A 22145-nucleotide genomic window follows, 5' to 3' on the forward strand; every position below is an offset into this window, starting at 1 on the left:
CAAAGCTACTGGAAGCCCACATAGAATAAAAGGGGGGAAAACTAAAAAGTACCACAAATTAAACGCAAACAACTAATTTACAGGTAATTAATGATATATATCAGGTCTAAAAAGTACCGAATCAACAACTATTATCGATCAATAACAGCAATTTGACGCACGCGATCTTCAAAATCCTCTCGATTTCCGATGGCTTTATTCCGTACTTTGGTTCGGTAATTATAGACCGTCCGTAGGGAGTACCGCAAGAAACTCGCAATCTTCACACTATCCGAAATTCCTAATCGAATCAGTGCAAAAATACGAAGTTCGGTATTCAACAGCTCACCTTTTTTGGGTAAAATTTGTTCATCTGGAGTTATCAAATTATTAAAATCTGAAACAAAATTTGGGTAAAGGTTTAAAAAAATACGATCAAAATTAACATATAATTGTTGCACTTCACGTTCTACCATCTGGGTCGATTTCAATTGATCTCTGATGGCATCCCATTGTTGACTGCTTGCTTTCTTAAGAAGAGCTTTCCGAATTTCTTCCATCTTGTCAATATAATTGGAACAAAGGTCAAAAAATTGAGCAATGTACTCTTCCTTTATATGATTGGACTCTGCTAATTGTGTATTCTTATCGTTGATATCATCATTCAGCTGCCTTAGATTAGTATTTGTTGCGGAAAGCTCCTCCCGGATTTTGCGCAACCGTTGTACCTGTCTGAAAATAATAACCAATCCCATGATTAAGATCAGTGATAAGAAACTGATAATTACCAACATCATTTGCAATTGTTTATTTTGGGTATTGATCTTTTTTTGATACGCAGCGTTAATAATTGGATAAAAAGAAGTTCCTTCTACAATACGATAACGAACATTACATTCCATAGCGTCATCAATTGCCTTTTCTATAAATTTAAAGGCATGATCAAACGCTCTCAGTTCATAATATGTCAATGCCAGATCTTGCAAGGATGCATTATCTCGATTCGCAATCTCAATATCAGCTATTGCTGAAAGTGCAAAATAATACCGTTGATATGTAATATTCTTTTCCTGCTTATAAATTAAACCTATGAAATATGCAATGAACGCCCTTTGTTCGGAATTATCCTGATGCTCCATCCACATCGCTTCGAATAAGCCTTTCGCCTTTTTGCGCTGTCCCTGAAACAAGGTCTTAATTGCAATGGTACTTTTATAAAGTGCAGATTTGGGGTCAAGCACCATCAATAAAGAATCTCGGTAACGCTCACTCGCTTGATAATATGCTGCACGGTTGTTACTTTGGCCATAGTGGCTGTAGAAAGCACTATAACTATCATAGTACTTTGGCAGTATGGTCTTAGATAGTTTATCGGGATTCAATTGCTTCAATATGTCTTCAGCTTCAATATAACGACCTATTGTCGAAAAGATCCACGCCATATCCAAGTCAATCGAAACAACTACAGAGTCTGGAGCATGCAATGCCAACTGCTTACAAAGCATGATATAATGTAGTGCCGAATCTGACTGAAACTTTTTATAACTATTGAATATTTCGTAACTCTTCTCTAGATAAGCACGCTTATCATTTTGAAGTGTTAATGCCTCCTGCTTTAGCCTCGCGATATCATTTTCTCTTTTCTTAATATAGAGCCCTTGATTTTCCATGACATAATCGAGTTTTTTATATACACTCGTACTGTCACTCAAATCTTGAGCAGACACACTTAAAATAAAAAAATAGAATAAAAATAGAATAGGTAAGCGTTTCATCATTCTTTAGGGTTTTCCCACAGTCCAGGATAAACTTAGATAAATTTACTTAGATACACAATACAATTACGTTGATAAAAATAGTAGGTATCTTTAGTAATTGAGGACAGGGGAAGTAAATAGCTGGTACCCTGATAATCTAACAAAAGAGCGTGGACAATAACTATTGCCGCACGCTCTTATTGATAAACATATATCATCCATTAAATAGCTAACATAAATGAAAATTTCATGCCGCCATAACATCCTAGTCTACTAACTTCCCAACATAATCCAGCATAAAATTGAATCACATAGGCCCCTCATAGCATAGGACCTTAAAATTACAATTTCATCTTACTGAATGAGTAAGGCGCATCGTCATCCTTAATTCCTCTATTTTTATTAGGTTTCTCAGACATATCAAACTGTATTTTCGCACCTTTCATAAGGTCTTTATATCGAAAAAAGTTCTTCGTATAGATTTTTCCATCTACTTTCACCTGATTGACATAAACATTATTTTTATATTGGTTTTTCGCGTCAATCTCCACCACATTACCATTCTGCAGATTCAATTTGACAGACTCAAATTGAGGCGATCCCAGTACATACTCTCCCGAACCTGGGGCCACAGGATAGAAACCCAATGCTGAGAATACATACCATGCAGAAGTTTGACCATTATCTTCGTCACCACAATAACCATCAGGCGTTGGTAAATATAGATTATCCATTATTTTACGAACCCAATATTGCGATTTCCAGGGTTCAGCAGCATAATTATACAAGTAGGGCATATGCTGAATGGGTTGATTACCATGTGCATATTGTCCCATATTCATGACTTGCATTTCACGCATCTCATGGATCATACTCCTACTCTTCATCCCTTCGTAGCTAGGAATCACAAATACAGTATCCAGCATCGCGTTAAAAGCCTGCTTTCCCCCCATGAGGTCTATCAATCCCTGTGGATCATGAAAGACACAGAAACTCCAATGCCAAGCATTACCTTCTGTATATTCTTTCGACCACGCACTTGGGGCAAAAGGAGTAATAAAAGTTCCATCCGATTTTTTACCCCGCATCAACTTTGTTTCTGCATCAAATAGATGTTTATAATTCATAGCTCGCTTTGCATACACCTCAATTTCTGACGCCGGTCTACCCAGCGCTTTTCCAAATTGATAGATACTCCAATCATTGTAACTATATTCTAAAGTTCGTGCTACATTTTGATTGATATTCTGATCTGTAGGTATATATCCCAATTGATTATAAACCTTATAACCAAAACGTCCCGTAGCTGATATTTTCGGATGAGATTGGTTCGCTCCATGCTGTACCGCCTCCCATAATAAATTCGCATCATACCCCTTTCTACCTGTAATAAATGCATCAGCAACAACAGCTGCAGAGTTATTCCCAATCATCGATTCACGATGGCCTGGAGATGCCCATTCTGGTAAAAACCCGCTTTCTTTGTAAGCATTTACCAATCCTGCTTGCATACGGTCATTCATCTCTGGGTAAAGCAAATTTAACATAGGAAATAAGCTTCTAAATGTATCCCAAAATCCCGTATCGGTAAACATCTCGCCAGGAAGTACTTTTCCATTATAAGGGCTGTAATGTATACGATTTCCCTGTGCATCGATTTCTGAAAAGTCACGTGGGAATAACGTAGATCGGTATAAGCACGAATAAAAGGTCTTTAATCGATCGGCATCTGAATCTTTCACCTCGACACGCCCTAGCACCTCATTCCATTTTGCTTTCCCTGCCTCTGCAATCTCATCAAACGTTTTTCCTTTTACTTCCTTAAGATTAAGTTCTGCCTGCTCAAAACTAATAAAAGAGGATGCCACTCGCGCGATTACTTCTTCACCACGTTTTAAGTTTTTAAACCCCACTATTGCCCCAGCATGATCATCCTCCAGTTCAAGTAGATTACTGTTTATCGCTCCACTTTTTACTGCAGATTTAAAATCAAAAGCACGGTCAAAAACAATGACAAAATAGTTTTTAAAGTTATCTGGCACTCCACCACTATTTCGTGTATTGTACCCGATAATCTTATTTTCTCCTGGAATTACTTTTATATACGATCCTTTATCAAAAGCATCAATAACAATATTTGCCTGCTCGGTCCTAGGGAATGTAAAACGAAAGGCAGCTCCTCGCTCTGTAGGTGTAAGCTCAGTCGTCACATCATAGTCAGCTAGATAAACACTATAAAAATACGGTTTCACGATTTCTGCCTTATGCGAAAACCAACTGGCACGTTTCTCCTGATCAAATACCGGTTCACCCGTAGTGGGCATAATGGAAAATTGACCATAATCATTATTCCATGGGCTTGGTTGGTGAGTCTGTTTAAATCCTTTGATTTTATCAGCGGTGTAGGTATATACCCAACCATCCCCCATATTTCCTGTCTGAGGAGTCCAAAAGTTCATTCCCCACGGCATTGCAATAGCAGGATATGTATTGCCATTGGATAACTCATACTTAGATTGCGTACCAATCAGTGGATTCACATAATCCACTGGACTAAAGGGTTGTGCTTCGACTCCTTGTAAGACAAAGAATAAAGCAATTCCGCCCATCACTTTTTTAAAATTCATCATTTTAATATTTATTTAGCTACTTAACAGGTTTATTGGACATCTCAAAAACCAGTTCAGCACCATTCTTAATCGCCTCATAAGAAATTTTCAAATCGGATAAAGACTGACCATTTAAACTTACTTTTTTAACATAGAGATTCTTTTCTGACTGATTCTTCACTTCTATTGAAATTGTTTTTCCATTTTCTAGGTTAATCCTAGCCGATTTAACCAATGGACTCCCTATCCAATAGGCATCATCCCCTGGTGCAACTGGATAAAAACCCAAAGCTGTAAACAAGTACCAAGCAGACATCTGACCGCAGTCATCATTACCACCTAATCCAGCATGTCCGTTGTGGTATTGATTGCGGATAATCTGACGAACTCGAGCCTGAGCCTTCCAAGGGCTTTTTGTCAAATTATAAAGGTAGGCAACATGGTGCGATGGTTCATTGCCATGTACATAATTACCAATGATACCATCTCGCGTTATATCTTCGGTATGCTCAAAATATTTATCAGGTAGTTCCATTGTAAATAAAGAATCGAGATAATTTTCCAATTTCTTCATCCCTCCCATCATATTCATCATTTCCATAGGCTGATGGGGCACATATAAGCTGTAATTCCAGGTATTGCCTTCGATAAATCCCTGACCATGTGTCTCCAAAACATCAAACTTTGCTCTAAATATTCCATTTTCATCTTTAGGACGCATAAAGCCTATCGATGGATCATAGACATTCTTCCAATTTTCTGCTCTTTTTATAAAGATTCGGTAAATATCCTCTTTTCCTAATTTTTTAGCCAACTGTGCGATACACCAATCATCATAAGCATACTCAAGCGTATTCGAAACCGAAGTTCCAGAAATCCCTTCCGGTACATAGCCCATATCGATATATGCTCCGATACCTTCATAGCGACGTGTATTTGCCGTTTGAACACAGGCAGCCAATGCGGATTCCGCATCACCTTTATAGACTCCTTTCAAAATAGCATCTGCCACTACCGATACGGAGTGATAACCACTCATACACCAATTATCATTGGCATAATGTGACCATATTGGCAACATTTGCAACACGCTTTGATCATAGTGCGCCATCATCGAGGCGACCATATCGGCATTACGGGCAGGATTGATTAGATTCATAAGTGGGTGAAAAGCGCGAAAGGTATCCCAAAGAGAAAAAGAGGTATAGTTTGTAAACCCTTTTGCCTGATGTATTTCTTGATCTAAGCCCTTATATTCTCCATTCACATCCATATATACTGTTGGCATCAGACTGGCATGGTACATCGCAGTGTAAAAATTAACCATATCTTCTTTGTTCAACATATCAACCTGAATTTTACTCAGCTCTTTTTCCCAAGATTGTTGCCCTGCTTTCACATACTTTTCAAAATCCCAGTCGTTGGCTTCTTGCTCCATATTCAAAAGAGCATTTTTCATGCTAACCGGACTCAAAGCAACTTTCATCATAACCTCTTCGCCTTCCTTGGTGTCAAAATCTAGATTTAGTTTAATTTGATGTGCTGCTAGATCTGGGAAATTGTCTTTTTGATCAAACTTACGCCAAAAGCCTCCGTAGACCTGTTTTCCATCTTCATATTTAGCGCCATAATTTTTAAATGCCTTCGACGTTTTTATTGCGAAGTAAACTGTACGTGTACGAGCCCAACCATTTGTTTGGCGATAGCCGACTAGAGTAGAATCATTCAATACCCGCACTACGGTCCATACATTTTTTCCTTCGTAGTTATATATTCCCGCTGTCAGATCCAGTATCAAATGTGAGGCATCGGACTTAGGAAAAGTATAACGATGTATCCCCACCCGGGTAGTGGTTGTCATTTCTGCTTTAATCTGATGCTTATCCAGCATTACACTGTAGTAGTTTGCTTCAGCAACCTCATTGGTATGCGAATAGGGAGATCGATATCCATCTTGTGGCCGATCGGCAGTACCTGGATTCAACTGTACTTTCCCTTGCGTAGGCATTACCAAGATATCACCAAGGTCTGCGTGTCCTGTGCCACTAAAATGTGTATGACTGAATCCAACAATTGTTGGGTCATCATATTGATATCCGGCACAATATTTATAAACATCACCATTATATTGACCATTCACAGCATAAGAAATGGTATCCGTATCCGGGCTCAATTGCACTGCCCCAAAAGGGACTGTTGCACCAGGAAAAGTATGTCCCATACGGGCAGTACCAATCAAAGGTTTTACATATTGAATTAAATTGGACTGTTGCGCCTGTAGTAGAGCGGGGATAAGTAATAATCCCAAATATAGAAGTCGTTTTCTGAACATGTCTTTAGATTTTAAGCGACGGATGTTGGCTATAATCAGCCCATAATTCTTCGAGTGTCTTACCCGTTTGATTTTTCCAAAATACATCAGAATAAGTTTTATTTCGCATTGCTGCATCTAGATTTTTAACAAATCCCCTTTTATTGTTTTTTTCAATCCAAAAAAAGAAGCGAGCAGTGACACGGTAAGAGTCCGTGTAATTTTGGTTATCATTCCATTCTGGCAATTTCCAATTAGCACCTGCGTTATCGATGCCATTGACAAATCGAACATAGTCGGCAATTCCTTCCGTAATCCACCACGGGCCCGATTCATTAGGATAGCCCTGCACAATATGCATCACTTCATGTGTGACCACATCAATGTCACCTGGATTTTTGGCAAACCACTCGGGACTGTAGCGCACGATTCCTCCAGCAGTAGCTGCAACACCTTTATAATCTGGATCGATAACAAAAGACACTTTCTTCATGGTGTTTTTATTATATGTTTTTGCCAATTTAGGATAATTTACAAAGAAGGTATTTACTAACCTCTCTTTCAGTTCTGGGTTAAAATTCTCATCCTTATTGATCCAGATCAGCGTATAACCTTTTCTTGTCATACTATCCGTATCAACAGCCACCTTACGGTCAAGGTCTGTATGTTGCCAATTATCTTGTGCAAAGGTTATTTGACAAGTAGTCAAACCTAATACACATCCGACTATTTTAGTAAAATTCATCATTCTAGTTTTTATTATATGAATAAAAAGATACACTTGTGCATACTACACACAATTTCGTTTTAAATTAAACATGCTTAAAAAAGCAAAAAGGGTTGAATCATAAACATCCAACCCTTCCACTAACTAACTAACTAACTAACTAACTAACTAACTAACTAACTAACTAACTAACTAACTAACTAACTAACTAACTAACTAACTAACTAACTAACTAATCCTATTCACTATTTCTTCAATTCCGTTGTCATAGAATAAGGTGCTGCAGCTTTAGATGCACCGCGTTTATAGTTTGGTTTATCCGACATATCAAAAGTTAAGGTTCCACCTTTTAACAACTCTTTGTGGCTCAACCAGTTTTTAGCGTACGATTTGCCATTTACCTTCAGGTCATTGACATAAAAGTTCTCTGCACTTGCTTTATTACCGATAATTTCCAACGATTTACCATTTTCCAACTTCAATGTTGCCTTAGAAAAAAGAGGAGCACCTAATACATATTCGTCCGTAGCAGGGCATACTGGATAGAAACCCAGAGAAGAGAAAACATACCAAGCCGAGGTCTGACCATTATCTTCGTCCCCACAGTAACCATCAGGAGTCGCCTGATACATACGATCTAAGACCTGACGTACCCAATATTGCGTTTTCCAAGGTTGCTCACTGTAATTATACAAATAAATCATATGTTGGATAGGTTGGTTACCATGAGCATATTGCCCCATATTAGCAATTTGCATTTCACGAATTTCGTGTATCGTACCTCCATAATAACTATCATCAAAAGCAGGAGGCTGCACAAATACCCTATCTAACATCAAGTTGAATTGCTGATCTCCGCCCATCAAACCAATCAAACCTTCCACATCGTGGAATACACTCCAGGAGTAATGCCAGCTATTACCTTCGGTGAATGCATCACCCCATTTCAATGGGTTGAATGGACTTTGAAATTTACCATCCTTATTTTTACCACGCATCAAATTAGTCGAAGGATCAAAAAGATGACGATAATTTTGTGCTCTTTTTGCATACAGATCAATATCTGCTTGCGGTTTATTCAATGCTTTAGCTAACTGATAGATGGTAAAATCATCATAAGCATATTCCAACGTACGCGCCGCATTTTCATTAATACCCACATCGTAAGGGACATAGCCTAAATCATTATAATAGTTAACACCCTTACGACCAACAGCCGTCATCGGACCTTCATTGTTGGCGCCATGTTTTAATGCCTCATAAAGCGTATTGATATCATAACCTCTTAATCCCTTAATATACGCATCAGCTACCACGGAAGCCGAATTATTTCCAACCATGATATCAGCAAAACCAGGGCTACTCCATTCAGGTAAAAAGCCACCTTCTAGATAAGCATTTTTCAACCCTTCCTGCATTTCAACATTAATAGATGGATATACTAAGTTCAAGAATGGATATAGCGCTCTGAAAGTATCCCAGAAACCAGTCCCACCAAATAAATGGCCTGGTAATATTTTTCCGTTATAGGGGCTGTAATGAACCTTTTCGCCAGCAGCATTGATTTCATATAATTTATTCGGAAAGAATAGCGTACGGTATAGCGTCGAATAAAAAGTTCTCATTTGATCGACATTATCACCTTCTACCGCTAAGCGTCCCAAGGTTTCATTCCAGATCTTGCGACCATCTGCTTTTACCTCATCAAAGCTACGCGTTCCCAATTCCTTTAAATTAAGCTCAGCTTGCTCCGCACTGATAAATGAAGAAGCCACACGAACCTGAACCGGTTTATTTTTATCCTTCACTTTAAAGCCCAAAATTGCTCCTGTTTGATCAGCAGTAGATTTCAATTTTCCTTTAAAGCGTTCCTTACCTTCCCATGTAGAGTAATTATCAAAGGGCTGATCAAAAACCAATACAAAATAATTCTTGAAATTGGTCAAATTACCACGCGAATAACGCGTAGAATAACCGATTACCATATTTTTTTCTGGAATAATTTGTACTTCGGATCCTTTATCAAATGCATCCAACACGATAAATGCCGAATCGGTTTTATTAAAAGAAAATTTAAAGAATGCTGCGCGCTCAGTAGGTGTCAGTTCTGCTGTCACGTCATGATCTGCGAGATAAACCGAATAATAATAAGGCGTTGCCTTCTCCGCTTTATGAGAAAACCAACTTGCTCTTTCCTCTTGGTCAAAAGCTGCCTTTCCTGTAACAGGCATCAAGGAGAACTGACCATAATCATTCATCCAAGGCGAAGGTTGATGCGTTTGCTTCAATCCTCTTATTTTATCAGCGGCATAAGTATATTGCCAACCATCTCCATTTTTACCGGTTTGGGGTGTCCACATATTCATTCCCCAAGGCAAACCAATAGCGGGATATGTATTTCCATTGGATAATGATGGTTTAGAATCAGTACCCATCAAAGGATTAACCAAATCAACCGGATCAACGTGTTTCCCATTTAATTTCTGGGCAGACACGATACTCGTACAAAATAAGGATAGGCTCAAACTACATGCTATCCCCCATTTTAGGGTTTTAAAAATCATATATGATACATTAAATTGACATAAACTAGGTATTCCTACAAAAAAAAGAAGAAATAATTGATTTAACGAGAATAAAGATAAAACCTTTTAGCAATAAATGAAAATAAAACTTTCACAAGGAATCCTCCCTATCTTCTTTATTACAAAGGGAGTATAGGCTAAAAGAATTGTCATATGAAAGTCTTTTTTAGTTTCAGCTGGGAAATTATTAACATATTTACCCTATCCTTGCATTAATATAATTTTAAAATAAAATGAATAAAGGAACTGTAAAGTTTTTCAATGAAACTAAAGGATTTGGTTTTATTACCCCTGAAAATGGCGGAGACGATGTATTTGTACACATTTCAGGCTTAAAAGACCAAGTTAGAGAAGGCGATAGCGTTAGCTACGAAATTGAAAACGGAAAAAAAGGCTTAAATGCTGTTAATGTAAGAATAAACTAATTACTATTATATTTTCTTGCAAAGCAGCTTCCTCATCGGAAGCTGCTTTTTTTTTGTTACAAATAGCAGGTTGCCATTAAAAATGATAGGCTAACATCCTAATAAAACTTATTGCTGTATACTTTCTTAACAAAACATGCTCAAGAATACTTAAATCCTTGAGCACATTTTAATAAATGGGTTAAAACAGAAAATACTACTATAAATCTTTCTTATTTCAAAGCCGCCAATCGCGTCATACCTTCTAAATAATAATAGTCTGCATAAACCAACGGCACATCAATCTCTGAATTATGAGGTATACTTCCCACGCTATGCTTCAATAAAAATCCACCATTCGTACTATAATCAGCAAAATAAGCCGGTCCAGATAACGTTTTCAAGGTAGTCTTCGCAAAATCCAAATAAGCTTTACTCTCTTTTCCCTTCGTAAAAGTAGACAGGTCTACTAATGCCGATGCAACGACCGCAGCAGCAGAGGCATCTCGCGGTATATAATCAAGCTTCAAGTATGCAAAGTCAAGATCTGAGCGATAACCTTCCTGTAACGCATTAAAATCCCAATATGGAATTTTATCCTTTGGCAGGTTTTTATGATTAATATAAAAATTTGCAGCAGCTTTAGCTGTTTCTAAAAACTCTATTTTCTTGGTTTCCTTGTACATCATCGTAAAGCCATAGATTGCCCAGGCTTGGCCTCTGGCCCAAGTGGAATTATCTGCATAGCCCTGATTCGTTTGTCTGTGGATAGCCTTTCCATTTTCATCATAATCCACCACATGGTAGGTACTGTAATCCGGACGGAAATGATTTTCCATGGTTTTCGTAGCATGACTGATTGCAACATCTCTAAATTTGGGATCTCCTGTGATATCCGATACATAACACAACATCTCCAAATTCAGCATATTATCAATAATTACAGGATACTGCCAAGTTGTTTTGCCATCCCATGATTTTTTCTGATTCCAAGACTTTATCAAACCTACTTTAGGGTCATATCTTTTCAGGGCCGTATTTGCCGAATGAATAATAATCTCTTTATAAGCTTCAACCTTTTTTGAATCTTTTAAATATTTAATTGCATTTCCATAAGAACAGTACATCACAAAACCGATATCATGATGTTGATCCAGATTTTTAGCTTTTTCCAAGGCCTCTGTCCATTTTATCGCCTCATTCTTTGTTGCCTCATCGCCTGTTTGATGGTAGATATACCAAAGGGACCCAGGAAAAAATCCGCCAGTCCAGTCCCATTCACTCGTTACCACTAATGCTCCTTTTTTATTGATCGTACGTGGGAAGTTGTTCAATTTATCAGCTTCTTTTGCTAAGTAAGCATACTGCTTTTCTGAAGCTTCAAAGCTTTTCTTGATAAAAGGCAATTTAATTGGTGTAAAGCTTAGGGCTAATCCCGCTACCGTCAGTCCCAATAGAGGAATTAACATTTTTCTTTTCATAAGAATCTTCATAATATAATTAGTAAACACATAATAATCTCTCCATAAAACAGCATTTCAATATCATTTACGTTATCCCTTGTTTAGAATAACACAACAAATGCCCATCATTACTTTGCCAAATCAAAGTTAAAAAAGATAATGGTGCCGATTACCATGAATCTGCCCCTACACAGCTCACATAGCATCACGGACGCTGGTGCCAAATAAACCCGACAGTACCGTTCACGATCTAGTCATTCAAATTATTTGACTGTAAATATATAAGTTCCTTTCTCTTTTATTTTCTTCGCTTTCAATGATAATCTAAAAATGGCATCACCCCAGACCTGACTTAGTCGAATATCATCCTGAGGAATAGCTTCAACTGCAGCTTCAAATTCCGCAGCATTATATTCCAGATGATACTTCCCCCCGTTCAATGCAATCTTTCCCTCAGAAATAACCGGTTTTTCAGCAAGTAAAAAATGAATCACATTGGATACTGTAGGTGTTTTAAGATCAAATTTATCTATTATTTCCAATACCCCGTTTTTTAACTGATAACTGCGACCCCATGAATTGACCGCTGCCTGACTTGAATATGCACCTGCAATATTTAGTTTAAACAATTTTTTCTTCGGATCAAATGAAACATCTTGTGCCTTATATGAAGCTCCGAAGACTTGATCATGGCCATTGATCTGAGGTAAATTGTGGTAACCACTTTGCATCGACCAGATGTCATAACGTTCATTACTAAACGTCTTCTTATTATATGTCCCAACACCAGCGTCGATGAAAATAGGTTTTTCAGCCCGATATAGGATAAATGTTCCGATATCGTTATGATTATGGCTTTCGTTATTATAACCACCCTTAGCTGCAAAAAAACTATCGCCTTCCTTCATATATAAAAATTCCGTTTGCGGATACCACTTGTAGCTGTTGGTGGGAAGTCTTCCCGATCCATTTTTTATTTCACTCAAACTCAATAGATCTTCCAAAGTACGAAAGATATCACGGTCAGCTTTAAAAGAAAGCTTTCTTTTAGTCTCCAAATACCGTGCAAAATCGATCATTTCAGCGCTGTTTACCGCCTTTCCATATCGGAATATCAAATACGGATCACCACCACCTTTTGCAGAAGCATCGGCAAAGTTTACGACCCAATTATCACCGCCAATATACGATTGTGCAATATATTCACCCATATTGCGCACCACAGGTTGATTGAAAATATTAATTTTATTACCAGTGGCATCCGCTAGGATCTTAAGATAATCATAGAGTTTCCCTGCTGCATGTCCCCAATATGAAGGACCTTCTTCACAAGCACCATCTGATTTGACATAATTAATAAACTTATCGACAGATTGCATGGTTTTATATATACCCATACGCTGTCTATCGGCATCATCTTCGATGAGCAATAAACACGTAAGCACATTAAAATTACACCATGGATTCCAGTTATTGACCATCTGGTCCTGTTTTCCAGCAAGTGCCTGCCACCACATATCATTACGTTCCAAGTAGGGTGTGATGACCCGGTCCTGAATTGATTTTTTCAAGCGCTTGCTAATTTCAGGATTGATCTTATCCATTTCAGGTTGCAGGTAATAATAGATCCAAGAAAGCATAGACCCCATATCTCCCGCAACTAAATCTACCACCTGTGTTCCTTCTTGTGGTAGTGTACGCTTTGAGGATTGAAAAGCAGGCAGATGTGCAGATAACGACCATGTACTCATCTCTGTAAAGTACCATGTTCCATTTATAATCTGATCTAGATAACGTCCTTTTCCCTCGGCGAGTTCTGCCAAAAATAAATGACTCAATGCTATCGCATTTTCATTCATTGGTTTCTCCATGATCACACGTGACCCTGTTCGCTCATAGGCCAGATAATCTGAAGCTTTCACCACCTGCCACTGATAGTCTAAATAGCTGTTTCCCTTTTCTATTATAGAGGTTGCCACCGGTTTGGTCAGCTCAGACCAAGCTGTACGATCCTGATAACCTGGAAATGGAACCCATTGTCTAGTAGGTAGCAGATCTCGTTGGATATCTGCTACCTGAAACTTTCCTGTCAATAAATTAAGTTCGTCCGCCTTTACTACTGAACAAACACAAGTCTGTATAAACAGTAAACATATCCATATTTTTCTCATAATCTACCAGCCTTCATTTTGAGTTAAATTCGGATTGATTTCCCTTTCTTGTCCAGGTATCGGCCATAGTTTATGACGTGTTTGATAACCTCTGGTGAGCAAGTTATCCCCTACGATACTTTCCTCCACAAATCCCTTTGAAACGGTCTCCAACTGACCCCAACGTTTAAGGTCAAAATAGCGCCAGCCTTCACCCGCCAGTTCAACTTTTCTTTCCAGACTGATTCTTTTTTGCATCTCCTGCTTTCCTGTCACCGCCAGAAAAGAAGGACCACTATTCAAGCCCGGCATCTCTGAACGCGTACGTACTTTATTCAACTCGGTCACCGCTTTGCCCAACTGTCCATCTTCGTTATACGCTTCCGCAAGCATCAGATTAACATCTGCTAGTCGTATTAATGGGAAATTAATAGGCGTATGCGCACGATCTGTAATCGCTCCTTTGAGATTCCCTTCAGGAACAAATTTCCGCCACACATACGTCATCCACCCTCTATTATTACGGATTTGACCAAAATTTTCGTTCACACCCGTTGCCAATATCAATTGCATCATTTGTTCCTTATTGGCATTCCAGCCCAAATAATGGGAGTAAGGAACAATCAACGTTTGATTTAAGCGAGGATCACGATTTGCATAAATTGTACGAAGTAAAGCAGTATCAGGGACCTGTGTCAGCGTTCCATTATTCTGTGTGGATACCATAGCTTTTTTCTTGACACCATTATCGGCATTATAGTTTGCGATATGTGCATCCCAGTTAAAAGTAGAACCATCTTTATTTTCATAACTATCTGCAAAACGCGTGCTTGGCATCACGTTATTCCAATCGCTACCAAAAGTAGATCTTGTGCCCATATAGAAAGCCATTGGCATACCATACGGAAATCCTGTTCCACCTAGATTCTGAATCGCGAAGATCATTTCCGGGCTAGCATCCCCATCCATAGTAAACAACGAAGCATAGTTACTGCTCAAGCTATAGCCGTAACTGTTACTTTTATTATTAACAATTTCTTCAAAATCAGCGATTGCACCCTTCCAATTTTTCGCATAAAGCTGTACTTTTCCCCTCAGGGCATATGCTGCTCCTTTTGTCACACGTCCATAAAATTTGGATTCATAGGTGACAGGCAAATTAGCAATTGCAAAACTGAGATCATCCAGTATAAACTGAAGAACTTCTGCTGTCGACGCACGTTCCTTTTTCAAAGAACTAAAATCTTTATTCAAATCGATGGTTTCATCATAGATAGGAAGGTCGCCAAACAGATTATTTAATTGAAAATACATCAGCGCTCTCAAAAATTTTGCTTCCCCTATAAACGTATTTTTCTTCTGATCGTCAATTTCCATTTTTTGAATTTGGGCAATGGCATGGTTACAGCGTTGTATTAAATCATAACCCGTCTTCCAGCGTCCCACAACGATACCCGAACGATCAGTAAATGTTCCACTAATGATTTCACCCATACCAACCGGGTCGTATCCTATACCAATGTCTGTAAGGCAATCGTAAGAAAATTGTAATCCAAAACCATTTTCCTTTTTCAAGTCATTGTAACATCCCAGTACGCCCGCAAGCGCCTGATCTTCATTTTTCCAAAAGTTACTTGAGCTAACTTGACTATATGGTGAGGTATCCAACTTATAGCAAGAGGACAATACCAAACAACCTGATAGTAATAATATTGATGTTATTTTGTTCATTTCATTAAGCTTAAAAAGTGAGACTTAAACCAAATACAGCCTGTTTCATTGTTGGGTAATTGGTACCGCTAACCTCTGGATCAAATCCTTTATACTTGGTTAGTGTCCAATAATTTTCCAATGATCCAAAAACGCGTAAGTTCTGTACAGAAATACGTTTCGTGAATTCATTTGGCAAAGTATATCCGAGCTGTATGTTTTTAACTCTAACAAAAGATTTGTCTTGCAACCAGAAATCACTATTTTTTGTATTGCGTGTATCCGTATAAGGCATTAATTTCGGAAATTTCGCATCTGTACTTCCATCTACCCATGCCCCATTCGCTATTTCCTGATTGACCTGATATCCCCATCTTACCGTCGGAGTGTAATATAGATCGGTATAAACCGCTTTGTTTCCCGCATTTCCTTGCAATAGAACAGCTAAGTCAAATCCTTTATAATCAACTCCTACCGTAAATCCAAAAGTCATGCGCGGGGCAGTACCATGTCCCACCGCAACACGGTCATTATCATTGATGATACCATCACCATTTGTGTCCTTATAAAGTAAATCACCTTTCTGCGGTGTACCATAGGAAGCAAAAGGATTCAGTTTATTGTTAGTTGCAGGATCCACAGGAGCATTGTCAATAAACTGTTGTACCAGTTTCATATCCTCATCCGTCTGCAGCAGACGATCAGTCAATAGGATGTATTGTGTATTGATTGCATACCCTTCTTGAATCAAATTGGAACCTGATATCGATTTTTCAGTACCTTTAAATTTCGCAACTTTATTGTCAATAAATGTAAAGTTACCACCGATATTAAATTTAAGATCTTGGCCTATTTTATCACTGTAGTTCAAACTCACTTCAATACCTTTATTCGTCACCTTTGCCGCATTGGTACGTGGAATAGTGGCATCACCAACGACTAAGGGAGCAGGTAGATCAATTAAGATATTGTTGGTAGTTTTGTTAAAAACATCGATAGATCCCCGTAATTTATAATTGAATAAATCAAAATCCAGACCCGCATTTAGGATACTGGTACTTTCCCATGTCAACAAACTATTACTAAGTCCTGTCTGTGCAAAACCCACAAATAGTTGATTGTTCAGCACATAGTTACTGGAGTTGTAGAGTGTCTGATATTCATAATTATTAATACCGCTATTTGATCTGAAAGAACCATCTACAGTCCCATTATTGCCTAGAGATCCATAAGAAGCTCTAAATTTCAAAGTTGGCATCCATGCCACGTCGTAAAAATCTTCCGAAGACACTTTCCATCCGATGGATGCAGAAGGGAAAGTTCCCCACCGATTCTTACCCGTCATGAAGCGCGATGATCCATCTGTACGCAGATTCGCTTCCAATAAATATTTATCATCTAAAGCCAAGTTAATACGGCCAAAAAATGAACGTATGGTCCAATCTGTGATATTACCAGAGGCAGATGCATCCATCGTCGCCGCATTCAATACACTCAATGATGGATCTATCAAATCCAATTTAGACGCTGCAAACCAACCGTCTTTAAAATATTCTTGACTCGCACCCACCATCACATCATATTGCAAACGATCATTCATCGTCTTGTTGGTGTAACGTGCTATACCATCCATGTAATATTTATACGACTTGATCGATTCGTTGGTGACCGAAGTCCTACCTGTACCTGCTATCGATACCGAATTGCTTAAGAAATTCCAACGATCATTAAAGACAGGTTGTGAATAGATAAAGTCATCATTATACGTATACGTGTACGATCCCTCTATGGTCAGCCCTTTGATTGGTTTCAGTTTTCCAAAAAAGCGCGTCACAAACAGGTTTTTATTAATATCACCTTTCCGTGAATTGAGCCTATGCAACACGTTATTTGACTGCGGATCATCCTCTGGATTATTTGGAGCACCATAGCGACCATCAGGAGACCGCAACACCATGCCTGGAGTGCTGGCCCCAGCAAATGTAAACACATCATTAATAACATCTGTCCCTATATCTGTTTTAGAAACCAAGCCATTGATATTGGCACCTAAAGTTAACCAAGGTTTCACATCCGCCTCTAAATTGATCCGTCCTGTATGCCTTTTATAGGTTGCTTTTTCAATAATCCCAGGATTATCCAGCATACCATATGAACCAAAGAAGCGTATTTTTTCACTTCCTCCAGAAAAGGAAAGGTTATGGTTCTGGCTAAGATTCGTCTGAAACAATGCATCCACCCAATCTTCGTTCGGATATTTCAACGGATCTTTTCCTTCATTTTCTCGCCATAAATCAATTTTTTCCTTCGAAAATATCGGAGTAGCCTTTGGATCACCATTGCGATATCCCTGATTGATCAACTCCATATAATTTGCATAATTCGAAACCATCTGGATTACATTGGCGGGTTTTTGACTTGAGAAGTAATTGTTATAATTTACTTTAAACTGTTCCGATTTCCCTTTTTTTGTAGTGATTAAAATAACCCCATTTGCAGCACGCGAACCATAGATAGATGCCGAAGCAGCATCCTTTAATACAGAAATACTTTCTACATCCTGTGGGTTGATTAAATTCATATCACCAGCTACACCATCGATGATAACCAATGGATTGGAGTTATTCAATGTCCCTTGTCCACGAACCCGAATTGTACCGCCATCGGCTCCCGGTCGGCCAGACCCCTGATTGACATACAAGCCTGCTGCTTGTCCAGCCAATCCTGCAGAAAGCGAAGTCACAGGCCTACTTTCCAATACGTCAGTCATTTGTATAGTAGATACTGCTCCCGTTAAATTTTCCTTCTTCTGCGTACCAAACCCAACCACAACTACCTCATCCAATCCTTTCGAATCAGATTGCATTGTTATCGTTACAGCACTGTTGCGATTAGCGGTGACTTCCATAGGTTTATAACCTATACTGGTCACCAATAAAACTAGGTCATCTTCTTTACTATTGATTTCAAAACTACCATCTTCGCGAGACGAAGTTCGGCTGGTAGTACCTTTAATTTGAATAGTCACCGATGCAATCCCCGATCCCTGTACATCGACAACTTTTCCTCTAATCGGAACTTGAATAACAGAATTCCGAAATTCTTTGTTCAGCAAATGGAAATCCATCGCTTGACTTTGCAAAGTACTACCCATTACAGCAGTCAAAAGAAAAGTACCATAAAAGGAATATTTCATACTCCAATTACGCTTCCCTAGCAGCATAAATTTTCTGTTCATATTAGGTGGTTTATTAAAGGGTTTATAATATTTACCAACCCCAAGTTAGGTTATTTAGACAATCGAAAAATGTAAAATCAACGCAATCGATTTCGAAATAAAACAACAAAAGAACCTCCTAAAATGAATTATAAACACATTTCAGGTTTCTTTTCGCGGTAAAGTCAAATGTATTAACCGTCTAATTACACCACCTTATTCATTAAAAAATTGATTCAGCTCTTTATACACCCAATACAAAAAAAACTTTTCAACTATTACCGGGTTCTCATGCAATCTAGATTCTTAGATATGAGCTCTGAACTCCTTTTTTTTAATTAAATTTGACTCATCATATAGATGCCCTTAATCCTAAGGAAGAGATAATTCATGAAATCCCCATTGTTAATAGCTCTTGCATGTTCATTACTTACCAATAGTATTGCGCAAAACAGAACATCCATACTATTGGGTAAAAACTGGAAGTTTTCAAGACAAGAAGACAGCACTTCTATCCAATTTTGATGTTAAAAAGTGGTAGTCGGTCACCATCCCCCATGACTGGACCATATATGGTTAATAAAAACAAAGGCTTCTCTACCGAAGTCTCTGTTCCAATACCCTAAAAAAAGTACCTCAAACCTAGCTAGGGACAAGATTTTGATTATCCCTACATTTCTCTATCTTTGGCGGATGATCAAACTAACCAACCTTATCCTCCGCGGCTTTGGACAAATCATGCTACAGAATAATCCCTATACAGGATTATTATTTTTGGCAGGTATTTTATACAATTCATGGCTCTTAGCATTAGCAGCCATAGCGGGATGTATCATCAGTACAGCGACCGCCTATGTTTTAAAATTCGATATAAAAGATATCGAAAAAGGGATATATGGATTCAATGGCGCCCTTACGGCTATCGCTATTTATTATTTCTTTGGATTCAACATCCTCAGTACTGCACTCTTGGTGGTAGGATCTTCATTATCTAGCATCCTTCAATTTCAGATTAAAAGAATCATCAACCCCTATACAGCACCTTTTATATTGGTTACATGGATACTCTTATTTATTGTACACTACCTATTGAAACAACCTTTAGTAAGTATAAATTCAATAGCTGGCGACACTTCCCCTATCCTCTTGACCATCGGCAATAGTTTCGGACAGGTATTTTTACAAGAAAATTGGATATCAGGTACCCTGATATTCATCGGAATCCTGATTAATTCACCCAAGGCAGCATTGTACGCGTTGGTCAGTGTACTGCTCAGTACCGTTATTTCAAAACTGGTCAGTCTTCCCGATTCACAGATCTATACGGGTCTAATTGGCTATAACGCGATTCTATGTGCTATCGCATTTTCAGATAGTAAACGTATGGCGACCCTTTGGATTATACTTTCCGTATTTTTAAGCTTATTCATTTTCGAATTCATTGGTTTACTGGGAGTGATTCCTTTGACAGCTTCTTTTGTAATCACGACTTGGGTAGAGAAATTCTTCATGAAAAAAGTCAAAATATAAATAGATACAACATTTTAATAGCTTTTGGTAATTAAAAGAAATTCAATATAACAAGAAACCCAGACTCGTTCGAATCTGGGCTTCTATATTTTATAGCACTGTACGATAACGCTCTATTTAATCAACATGTTATCAGCGTCCTCAGTTAGGTGTTTTTCATATGAACTTTTGGGTTAGTTCAACTGTAACGATGCAGGGCCGAATTCTTCAAAATGAATAGCTGATTTTGCCACCCCATTTTCCAACAAAAAGTGATAATGTTTCGAAATGAAAGGAGCAGGACCACAAATGAAATATTCTGCTTCAGCATGAATCACGTCATCTTTTATGCGTTCTAATTCTACCCAACCTTTATATCCGGAAGTCCCTGTTTCTGCTACATCATCGTAAAAAATATGATGATCGACTTGATTTGCTGCTGCAATTTCTGCAAGTCTATCTTTAAAAGCATGTACCGATTCATTACGACAACCATGCACCCAAGTAATTGGGATATTGCGTTCCGATTTACCTTTCACCAATTCCTCCAACATGGACATCAATGGCGTTTGCCCTACACCTCCACTGATGAATACTTTTTGCTTTTCATTCGCCGTATCAAGTACAAATGTACCTGCAGGAGCAGAAAGCTCTACCATATCGTCCACTTCAATAAAATCATGCAAACGATTACTGATCATTCCATCAGGATGTTTAGTCCCAGCTTCTCTTTTTACTGAGATACGGTAGTACTGACCATTAGGTGCGCACGATATACTATATTGACGGGGCTGTAATAAATTAAGTTCTGGTAAAAATAGACGTAGACTAATGTATTGTCCAGGTAAGAAATCAGCTACCTGGCCACCATCACTAGCGTACAAGTAAAAAGAGGTAATTTCTTCCGACTCTTTCACCTTTTGCTTCACTACAAATGGTCTCCAACCTGACCAACCTCCTACTTTTGCCGTTTGTTTATCATAGATTGTTTGTTCGTGTCCAGACATCAATGAGGCAAGTTGATTATAAGCCACTGTCCACGCCTCTAATAGTTCAGGAGTAGCACCATCTCCCAATACCTCTCCAATAGAAGCAATTAGATGATTACCAACAATTACATAATGTTCAGGACGGATAGACAAACTCGTATGTTTATGACCGATACCATTCACTACAGGCATCAATACACCTGGATTTTCAATATTTTCCGCATAAGCCAATACCGCCATCGCTAACGCAGTTTGTTGCTTACTGTTCTGTTGATTGCCCATATTGAACACATGCTTCAACTCGGGATTATGCTCAAACATACGTTTGTAGAAATGCGTTGTCAATAACACACCATGCTCTCTTAAAATAGGCACAGTAGCCTTCACTAATTGTTTTTGATCTGTTGTCATTATCATATACTTATTGAAAATAAAAGATATCTATATCTCTTATTTAGTTAAAAAAACGTTTCATCTATACTATGTTCAGATTATGATCAGCATACATCCTTCTACTACCCATACTTATTTTCATACCAGCCTGTAGCCATTATACAATCTCTCCATTGAAGACAGACAAATATAAAAACAATAAAAGACTTTTATATCTTCTATTAAGGAATAATGTGTACAAAGAACACAAATGACAATAAATCTACAAAATAAATAAACGTTAAAGGTTGGTATGATGTGCTACAAACAGCATAATAGATGTTACCTTAAGATTTTTCAATT

General features: G+C 38.2%; 12 protein-coding genes. 2 read left to right on the forward strand and 10 right to left on the reverse strand.

From position 1 onward, the window contains the following. Window positions 1–131: 131 nt before the first annotated feature. The 5 genes from KO02_RS20540 to KO02_RS20560 form a co-directional block, all read right to left on the reverse strand. The gene (locus tag KO02_RS20540; RefSeq protein ID WP_144243366.1) at window positions 132–1757 is read right to left on the reverse strand and encodes a DUF6377 domain-containing protein; all 1626 of its coding nucleotides are present in this window, start codon (window positions 1755–1757) and stop codon (window positions 132–134) included. 320 nt (window positions 1758–2077) lie between these two features. After that, entirely contained in the window at window positions 2078–4363 is a 2286-nt protein-coding gene (locus tag KO02_RS20545) for a GH92 family glycosyl hydrolase (protein WP_038701336.1), read from the reverse strand. A 19-nt stretch (window positions 4364–4382) separates the two neighbouring features. Then, on the reverse strand, window positions 4383–6677 hold the full coding sequence (locus KO02_RS20550; RefSeq protein WP_038701338.1) for a GH92 family glycosyl hydrolase: 2295 nt from the start codon (window positions 6675–6677) through the stop codon (window positions 4383–4385). 4 nt (window positions 6678–6681) lie between these two features. Then, window positions 6682–7404, reverse strand: a complete 723-nt coding sequence (locus tag KO02_RS20555; RefSeq protein ID WP_038701341.1) for a basic secretory protein-like protein — start codon at window positions 7402–7404, stop codon at window positions 6682–6684. A 224-nt stretch (window positions 7405–7628) separates the two neighbouring features. Next, a complete protein-coding gene (locus tag KO02_RS20560; protein WP_038701343.1) occupies window positions 7629–9947 on the reverse strand; it encodes a GH92 family glycosyl hydrolase in 2319 nt (772 codons plus the stop codon). A 254-nt stretch (window positions 9948–10201) separates the two neighbouring features. Between KO02_RS20560 and KO02_RS20565 the strand changes: the two genes are divergently transcribed. Then, on the forward strand, window positions 10202–10393 hold the full coding sequence (locus KO02_RS20565) for a cold-shock protein (protein WP_021190047.1): 192 nt from the start codon (window positions 10202–10204) through the stop codon (window positions 10391–10393). A gap of 212 nt (window positions 10394–10605) precedes the next feature. Here KO02_RS20565 and KO02_RS20570 read toward each other — a convergent pair whose 3' ends face one another. The 4 genes from KO02_RS20570 to KO02_RS20585 form a co-directional block, all read right to left on the reverse strand. Then, window positions 10606–11853 carry a glycoside hydrolase family 88 protein gene (locus KO02_RS20570; protein ID WP_144243367.1) on the reverse strand — a complete coding sequence of 416 codons (1248 nt, stop codon included), beginning with the start codon at window positions 11851–11853 and terminating at the stop codon, window positions 10606–10608. Between the two features lie 245 nt (window positions 11854–12098). After that, window positions 12099–14006 (reverse strand): heparinase II/III family protein, encoded by a 1908-nt coding sequence (locus KO02_RS20575; RefSeq protein WP_038701346.1) that lies wholly within the window; start codon window positions 14004–14006, stop codon window positions 12099–12101. Window positions 14007–14009: 3 nt separating this feature from the next. Next, window positions 14010–15716, reverse strand: a complete 1707-nt coding sequence (locus KO02_RS20580; protein ID WP_038701349.1) for a RagB/SusD family nutrient uptake outer membrane protein — start codon at window positions 15714–15716, stop codon at window positions 14010–14012. A gap of 10 nt (window positions 15717–15726) precedes the next feature. After that, window positions 15727–18933 (reverse strand): SusC/RagA family TonB-linked outer membrane protein, encoded by a 3207-nt coding sequence (locus KO02_RS20585; RefSeq protein WP_051960118.1) that lies wholly within the window; start codon window positions 18931–18933, stop codon window positions 15727–15729. Window positions 18934–19605: 672 nt separating this feature from the next. On the opposite strand from KO02_RS20585, the gene KO02_RS20590 reads away from it, so the two are divergent. Beyond that, window positions 19606–20442 (forward strand): urea transporter, encoded by an 837-nt coding sequence (locus tag KO02_RS20590; protein WP_038701351.1) that lies wholly within the window; start codon window positions 19606–19608, stop codon window positions 20440–20442. A gap of 173 nt (window positions 20443–20615) precedes the next feature. Here KO02_RS20590 and hmpA read toward each other — a convergent pair whose 3' ends face one another. Further along, the gene (hmpA, locus tag KO02_RS20595) at window positions 20616–21821 is read right to left on the reverse strand and encodes an NO-inducible flavohemoprotein (protein ID WP_038701353.1); all 1206 of its coding nucleotides are present in this window, start codon (window positions 21819–21821) and stop codon (window positions 20616–20618) included. Window positions 21822–22145: the final 324 nt, after the last annotated feature.

The sequence above is a fragment of the Sphingobacterium sp. ML3W genome, from assembly GCF_000747525.1.
Classification (GTDB): Bacteria; Bacteroidota; Bacteroidia; order Sphingobacteriales; family Sphingobacteriaceae; genus Sphingobacterium.